Annotated in this window: 6 protein-coding genes; 2 read left to right on the top strand and 4 right to left on the bottom strand. The window is 30.8% G+C overall.

Annotation, left to right across the window (positions count from 1 at the left end; translation table 11 throughout):
- Nucleotides 1-696: 696 nt before the first annotated feature.
- Nucleotides 697-1,074, top strand: coding sequence for a putative zinc-binding protein (locus ACKI32_RS08695; protein WP_149732881.1), 378 nt, complete (start codon nt 697-699; stop codon nt 1,072-1,074).
- An 11-nt stretch (nt 1,075-1,085) separates the two neighbouring features.
- Here ACKI32_RS08695 and ACKI32_RS08690 read toward each other — a convergent pair whose 3' ends face one another.
- The 3 genes from ACKI32_RS08690 to ACKI32_RS08680 form a co-directional block, all read right to left on the bottom strand.
- The gene (locus ACKI32_RS08690) at nt 1,086-1,499 is read right to left on the bottom strand and encodes a C-GCAxxG-C-C family protein (RefSeq protein WP_303736372.1); all 414 of its coding nucleotides are present in this window, start codon (nt 1,497-1,499) and stop codon (nt 1,086-1,088) included.
- Between the two features lie 1,196 nt (nt 1,500-2,695).
- Nucleotides 2,696-4,096, bottom strand: a complete 1,401-nt coding sequence (locus ACKI32_RS08685; protein ID WP_407379840.1) for a DUF3100 domain-containing protein — start codon at nt 4,094-4,096, stop codon at nt 2,696-2,698.
- A 7-nt stretch (nt 4,097-4,103) separates the two neighbouring features.
- Nucleotides 4,104-4,997, bottom strand: coding sequence for a PhoU domain-containing protein (locus ACKI32_RS08680; RefSeq protein WP_407415505.1), 894 nt, complete (start codon nt 4,995-4,997; stop codon nt 4,104-4,106).
- A 553-nt stretch (nt 4,998-5,550) separates the two neighbouring features.
- Between ACKI32_RS08680 and ACKI32_RS08675 the strand changes: the two genes are divergently transcribed.
- The gene (locus ACKI32_RS08675; protein WP_407415503.1) at nt 5,551-6,444 is read left to right on the top strand and encodes a phosphatase PAP2 family protein; all 894 of its coding nucleotides are present in this window, start codon (nt 5,551-5,553) and stop codon (nt 6,442-6,444) included.
- Between the two features lie 77 nt (nt 6,445-6,521).
- Here the strand turns inward: ACKI32_RS08675 and ACKI32_RS08670 are convergent.
- Nucleotides 6,522-7,184 (bottom strand): hypothetical protein (locus tag ACKI32_RS08670; RefSeq protein WP_407415501.1); only part of this gene is annotated, 663 nt, incomplete at its 5' end.

The following is a 7,184-nucleotide window of genomic DNA, read 5'->3' as shown; positions in this document are numbered from 1 at the left end:
GAAGCGATTTCTGCAATATAATTCACGATTTTATCGGTATATGTAAATTGAGGTTCAAACATATTATCAACTTATTTTTCTTAATTGCTATTATGTATGTGGTTGATGATTAACATATTTTTTGGTTGATGATTAATTTTTTAAAATTCTTTAAATTGCTTATTTTATGATAAAAACAATTTTGATTAATAATAAAAAATGTATGTTGGTTGATGATTAAGGTTGATGATTACTATTTTATGAAAAAATTTTTCTTAATTTTCTTTGAGAATTTGGTAAGTAAATAATTATTCTTGTGATTATCATTTGTTAATAAAGTTTTACGGGCAACAAAATTTTTACAGCTTTAAAACGTTTTATTTTATTTTTAAACTCTATATTTATAGTTTTAAAAACTTTTAGGTATTATTATTAATTTTAAACCTTTATAAATAAAAGTAATATTAACATTAACATTAACGATTCAATATTTGGAACCTAATTCCTTTACCCTATGATATTATGCAGAGATTGAAACAGAACCCACATTAACAACCGGAGATGTTAATGTGAATGCCCATGCCAGAAATTAAATCTTGTGAGCAACTACTGATTTAAATTGACATTAACTATTATGTAGATAATAGCGATATTGACACAACCATTTAAGATATTTATTTAACCAATGAAAATTAATTAAATTAATAGGTGAATTATATGCCAAAGAAATATGCTTTAGCACCATGTAATGGTATGAGTCCAAATGGATTAGTATCCCGTGTTGCAACAGGAGATTGTAAAAAAGAGAATGAAAATGTGATTTCAATATGTATGGGTTCAACATCAGCAGATATTGAAGGAACTAATGATGAAATGCTTAAAAAATTTCCAATAATATCCATTTGTGGGTGTCAGGGAAATTGTGTCACTAAAATACTTGAAAATCGTGGAATTGATATTTATAAAACAATTAACGTTGAAGAAATATTAAAAGATGAAAAAGTATCTGCTAAAGACCCTTTCCGTTTAGATAACGAATCAGAACAATGTGTTGAAATCATTAAAAAAGAATTAAATAAAATAGTAACTGAATAATTTTCTATTTTTTATAAAATTAATTCTTGGGCAATCTTTGCTGCAGATTCAACCATTTTTGGACAGATTTCTTTGAAGAGATTGTTATCAATTGCATATTTAATCCCTTCTTCAGTTCGAATGTCACAATCAAGTAAATCTCGGCAAATATATGATCCATTTTCTTTTTTAAAACTATCTAAGAATTTCACACACATTTCATCGCTTTTACTTTTATTTTCACCATATTTCAAACCTAATGCCATTATAGCACCAGTGCAAGCTCCACAAACTTCTCCTTTACGCATACCGCCTCCAAATGATATGCTGATTTTAAATGCCTGTTCTCTTGAAAGTCCAAACTCTTCACAAAATACCGCTAAGACAGCTTGTGAACACATATAACCATCTTCAAATAATTGCACTGCTTCTTCTACATAATTCATGATATTAAATATCTTTTTGTTAAGTATATAAATTTAATGGACAACACAGTTTAATATATTCCGGACCATAGCAACCTTGCCATATCCATGTTATAATCGAGCCAATTCACCCAGGCCGACCCTGTACCGACCAGATGGAGGTGTGTGCGGGAAGTCGGTGAATAGAATTGGGAGCAATACTAAGGTGTGGAAACGACTCTTGTTGATAGGTTCCGTAAATCTGTAATCAATGAGTTAGTTTAATTATATTTTCCATTATGTTCCGTCCGAGCGTAAGCGAAAGGCCATACTATTTGCATAACGATAATGGTTTTGTCAAGCTTGAGGAACGGGGGCTTGTCCCCCTATTCAGGTTTTAGTTTTGAAGTAGATGGATTTGTCAAATTTAAGAACTGACCATTTATCGGTCGGTTCGAGGGTTAAGTTTTTTAAACTTGATTAAGATATTTAAGGGAAAGCGCCACATAAAACACTTCCTCAATGAATAACGAGTTTTTCCTACATATCAAAAATTTAGCTCCGGTAAAAAGCAATAAACACCATCATAGCTATATTCTGGTTCTGTTAAAACTTATATCTTTCAAAATCAAATAAAAGTAATAAAAATATATATGCTTCTTAGTTGAATATTATAAATTGAGAGCTAAAAGCAGTAAATATTTTGTAGAGTATACGGGCAACAAAAAATCTATATTATTTGGGGTTTATTTGACTTATTATTCATTAATATTGGTTTAATTCTTGATTAACTTAATATACTTATTTTATGATTTTATTAAGCATTATATGTTGATATTTTTAAAAATTGAGTCTTTTTTTAAGGAATTAATTTGGTCTTTTTTAGCAGGTGTTTATATTTTGTATAGTTTTTTCAGTATATTGGCTTTATATTCAGTGTAAATTCTTTTAAAAATTTATTGGGGAAATTCAATAATCTGGTTTTAATATAATCAGTAATTCCCATAATAACCATTTCATATTTTTTATATAAAATAAGTAATAAAATTAATGTGGATGGAATATGAAAAAAATGATTTTTATGAACTGTAAGTTTTTTAATGGAATATTCTAACTCTTGTAGAAAAATTAATGATAATGTAAAAATAAATACATAATTATATATATTATATAAAAATTATATTACTATTTCGCATAATGGAAAACTAACATGATATAAATAATGAAAAATAGATTTGTTAAATCATGCCTGTTACAAATAAGACCAGATTTGCAATACTTGCAGAACCGAGGTAAGTTCCGGAAATTACGATTATTGCTATAATGATTCCTTTCCAACCAATCTTTTTAAATTCCTCCCAATCGTTACCGATTGCAATACCGACATATGCTAAAAATGCAGTGCAGATTGTAGTTAATTCAATTTGAGAGACATAAGTTATTATAATGTCTGAAGTTGGAACTCCAGGAATGGCTAAAAAAATACCAAGTAAACTTATATAAATGATTGATGGGATATCCCATGGAATTATCCTCTCAAGGCACATTCCGATAAGGGTAATAATTGAAATGATTAGCATTCCGATGAACACATCAAGCAAAGGGGTATGGTAACCTATGAAATTTCCAACTGTGACGATGATTGAGAAAAGTACGAGGAAAGTGACCCATCTTTCAATCTTACCAGAACTTAAATCCTCAGAAGTAGCATATTTATCATCTTTTACTCCTTCAATAGCATATTCGTCATCAATGGTTCTCCCCTCACCTTTACCTATGATTGGAGATAACCATTTATACAATTTTTCTGCAAGAGGCAGGGAAATGAATATGCACATGTAAATGCCTAAACAAAATGAAAGAATGTTACTGCATCCTGCAAAGGCCTCCAATTGGGTAGCCATGGCAGGGTACATATGCACCAATGGAACCAATGCTGCAGCATTCATGCTTGCGCTTCCTATACCTGAAGCCATTGCAAAGGCATATGGATGGTAAGGTATGAGCGAAATGCATATGCTTGAAAAAAAGCTGATAAAAGGAGTGCCGATAATGGATCCTATAACAAAAATGGCTAAAACTCCCCTTGTCTCAGGGGATTTGAAACCATACTTGTCGATAATGACTCCCAAGTTAGGTTCGCGGCAAATGGAACTTGCCATACCGATTACTTCTCTTCTAAATCCTAAAAGCAAAGCAACGGGCAATGCTATAAGAGTGCCCAAATCCCCCAAAAGTTGTAAAATCAAGGCGGGGCCGACATTAAAAATAATATCAATGGATTGTCCGCTCGAAATAGCTAATTTAGCAATTAAAACTCCTATAAATAAAACCATTGCTCCTTCAGCTACCTTTGATTGCTTTTTACCTATAAATTTTATAGGTTTTGCTAAAAAAAGAGCCAAACCCATGATTAGGGCATATATTAAAGGCAATAATAAAACACTTATGGTATCAGTGATTCTAATCTCTTTAACTCCAATGGCCATTGAAATGGCAACCAGAACAAAACAAACTATATGCAGGTTGTATTCCTTCCATGGGGGTCGTTTCTTAATAGCCCTGTCAGTTTTTCCTCTAAACGTTTCTTGCGGTTTATTATTTGATATAAGATCTCCTCCTGAGAAGAAATTTGGCATTGTCTTTTTAAATTTTTTCTCTAAATGAACGTGGAGTTGTTGGCCTTGGAATATCCTTATGGAATTCAGCAGCCAAATCCATAATTTCCACTGAGATATCGCCCATTCTTTCGAATGATTTCACTACACGGGATATGTAAATATAATAATTGGACATTTCAATATCCTCAAAAGAAGTTTCAACCATTTGGTTGGCAATGAGATTCATGGCTTTTTGTTGAGTTTCATGAATTTTTTCTTCTGTATCCATCAAATTTCCACGTGAGTCAATATTCCCATTAATAAAAGCATCAGTTGCATATGAAATAGATTTTTGTGCATATTTATGCATTTTTTTTAATATATCTAAAAGTTCATCGTCTACGGCAGTCTTCTCATTAATGACAAATTTGGCAATATGGCCTGAATAATCTCCAATGCGTTCATAATTGTATGCCGCTTCGCTGAACAATAAAATCTTGGAAAGTTTGGAATGGGGATCAACATCAACGACAGTTTCAACAGATGCGCGAACTTTTTCATACATATTATTTGTGGTAAAATCCAGTTTTAAAGCTTGTTCTGCCAAGTCCTTATCATTAGTTAAAATGGCATCGAAAGACATTTGGATCTGTTCTTTAACATGCTCGCTCATGCTGTTTAGCATGTTTTCAATTAAAAAAAATGCGGAATGCTGTTTGATATTGAAGATAGGGTCTGAAGAGCCATAAATTTCATCATATTTATTCAAATCGATGACATAAGCCCTTTTGACAATGTCTTCTTCAATTAATGGTTTAAGCAATTGAGTAACATATCTTCGACTAATCTTTAATTTTTCGGCAATTTCATCTTGAGTTGAGGGTTTATCATAAAAAATAATATTCAAAATGTCTTCCAAAGTTTTATCGCTCCGCGCCATTGAAAATCCTCTCCATCAATCAAATTTAAAAAATTAACTTCAAAGAAATTTTATTGTGAATGCAAATATTTTCACATTTGCCTATAATAAAAACAATGATTTTGGACTATTTAAACTTTGCTAAAATGTGAATTTTTATTCACAAAAAGTGAATAATATTAGGTGAAAAACATATTTCAAAAATCCGGATTTCAGATAATGGGAATAAAAAAATAATGAAAAAATATTTAAACGAAATAAAAAGACATGGGAGTTTTAATATGTTTGCATTGAAAGAATTATCCCATTTCAAAAACATTATCAAAAAAAAGATTTCATTATTTCCAGTAATATTCTCATTATATTATTTATTATATTTTTTATATAAAACAAGTAATAAAATTTTTGAAATATCGGGTAAATTTAAAAGTAATAAAAATATGTACTTCTTTGTTTTATATTATAATTAGAGAGCTAAAAGTAGTAAATATTTTGTATAGTATACTGGCAAAATCCTTTTTAATTAGTTCTCCGTTAGTAATCTTTTTATTAAATGTCAAATATATTCAATAGTATGTTTGAAACAGTTTTTTATTTTCCGTGGGAAGTTTCTCTGATAATATTCCTGCAAAGTACTCTTCCAGGTTTCGTATTAGGATTTTTTGAAGTTATTGCAGTGGTTGTCTCTAAAAATGTCCTTGCATTGTTATTCATTTTAATCTATTTGGCATACAACAAGGATTGGGGTAAATTCACATTGCTTTCGTTGGGTGTGGCTGGTGTGTGCTGCGAATTTGTCAAGGTGACCGTTGCACGTTTAAGGCCATATGCTGCTGTTGATACAATCAAGTGCATTCGTGCCGATGTGGCTGACCAGAATCCTCTTGACTTTAAAATCCAGGGATATTCACTTCCAAGTGGACATACGATGATGGCAACCAACCTGTTTTTGGCAATTCCGATATACGTCAGGAATATTCAATATATAGTTATTGGATTGGTTGGAGTTTTGATTGTTGCTCTTTCAAGGGTTGGATTAGGCGTTCACTTTCCGACTGATACTATTGCAGGGTTCATCATTGCTTTGGCGATAATATTGATATTGTCTCGTATTTACGACAAGATTGAAAATAGGGCATATCTCTATTTGACTATTATCGCTTTGTCTTTGGTTGGTGTATTGTTCTGTCCTGAAATAAGTTATATTAAGTATGTGGCATTGGCTTTGGGAATTTCATTAGGTTTTCTTGTTGAGGAAAAATATGTTAACTTCGAAAATCCTAAAAGCAGAAGGGATGCAATAGTCAGGATTATTGGAGCAGTCATATTGTTTATATTGCTTTTTGTCTTAATCCCGAAATTTGCAGGCAATACCGACCTAGTTAAATGTATTGTGCATTCTCTATGTATTTTTATAATGCTCGCCATATATCCTTTAGCTTTTAAAAAGATTGATAGGGATGGATGACTTAATCCATTTAATCATCTTTACTTTTTTTGAGAATATTTTTTCACATCAATTAATATGTGTGTGACCGTGTCAGATTAGCGTTTTAGAATTATGGTAATAAACACTATAAAAATCTCAGCAAGGATAAACCAAAGAATTGATTCATTACCATAACTATGCATGAATGTGAAAAGTATGATGGCAGAGGCAATAAATCCAAATAAAGAAATTATAGGTCGATTTAATCTTGTTATTAGATAGATGCTGACTGTACAGATAGCTAAACAAATTATTCCACCTATGAATATAGGATAATTATTAACTGAAATAGGTGAAAGCACAATCCATATTACTCCAATTATCAGGGCTATTAATGCTATATTTAACAGTATTTTTTTTAGAGTCTTATTTTTTTTCGCCCCATTCTCTTTGATTTTCGCATCTTCTTTCAAAAATTCGAGTTCATTATCAGATTTGAACGTTTTAACGACATCTTTATTTTCATATTTTTCATCAAAATTATTGAACAAGTATCTTAAGAATACATAATATACAATTGCGAATATTATTTCAGCAATTGTTAGTCCAATAAGGACACAGCTGCCATTAGACAGCATATTATTCAATACATATATTAAACAGGTTATCAATCCAATTTTGATACAAGTGAATAACAGTGAATACATACTTTTTCCAAAACCATCTAACATTTTTGAAGAAATAATGGAAAATGGAATTGAAAGCATTATGACTGTTCC

Source organism: Methanobrevibacter sp. (assembly GCF_045611865.1).
Classification (GTDB): domain Archaea; phylum Methanobacteriota; class Methanobacteria; order Methanobacteriales; family Methanobacteriaceae; genus Methanocatella.
Note: the sequence above shows the minus strand (reverse complement) of the source record. Positions and strands in the feature narration are given on the sequence as shown.

Coding starts and splice junctions, on each gene's coding strand:
- ACKI32_RS08695 (WP_149732881.1), top strand. CDS start 697: ATGCCAAAGAAATATGCTTTAGCACCATGTAATGGTATGAGTCCAAAT.
- ACKI32_RS08690 (WP_303736372.1), bottom strand. CDS start 1,499: ATGAATTATGTAGAAGAAGCAGTGCAATTATTTGAAGATGGTTATATG.
- ACKI32_RS08685 (WP_407379840.1), bottom strand. CDS start 4,096: ATGCCAAATTTCTTCTCAGGAGGAGATCTTATATCAAATAATAAACCG.
- ACKI32_RS08680 (WP_407415505.1), bottom strand. CDS start 4,997: ATGGCGCGGAGCGATAAAACTTTGGAAGACATTTTGAATATTATTTTT.
- ACKI32_RS08675 (WP_407415503.1), top strand. CDS start 5,551: ATGTTTGAAACAGTTTTTTATTTTCCGTGGGAAGTTTCTCTGATAATA.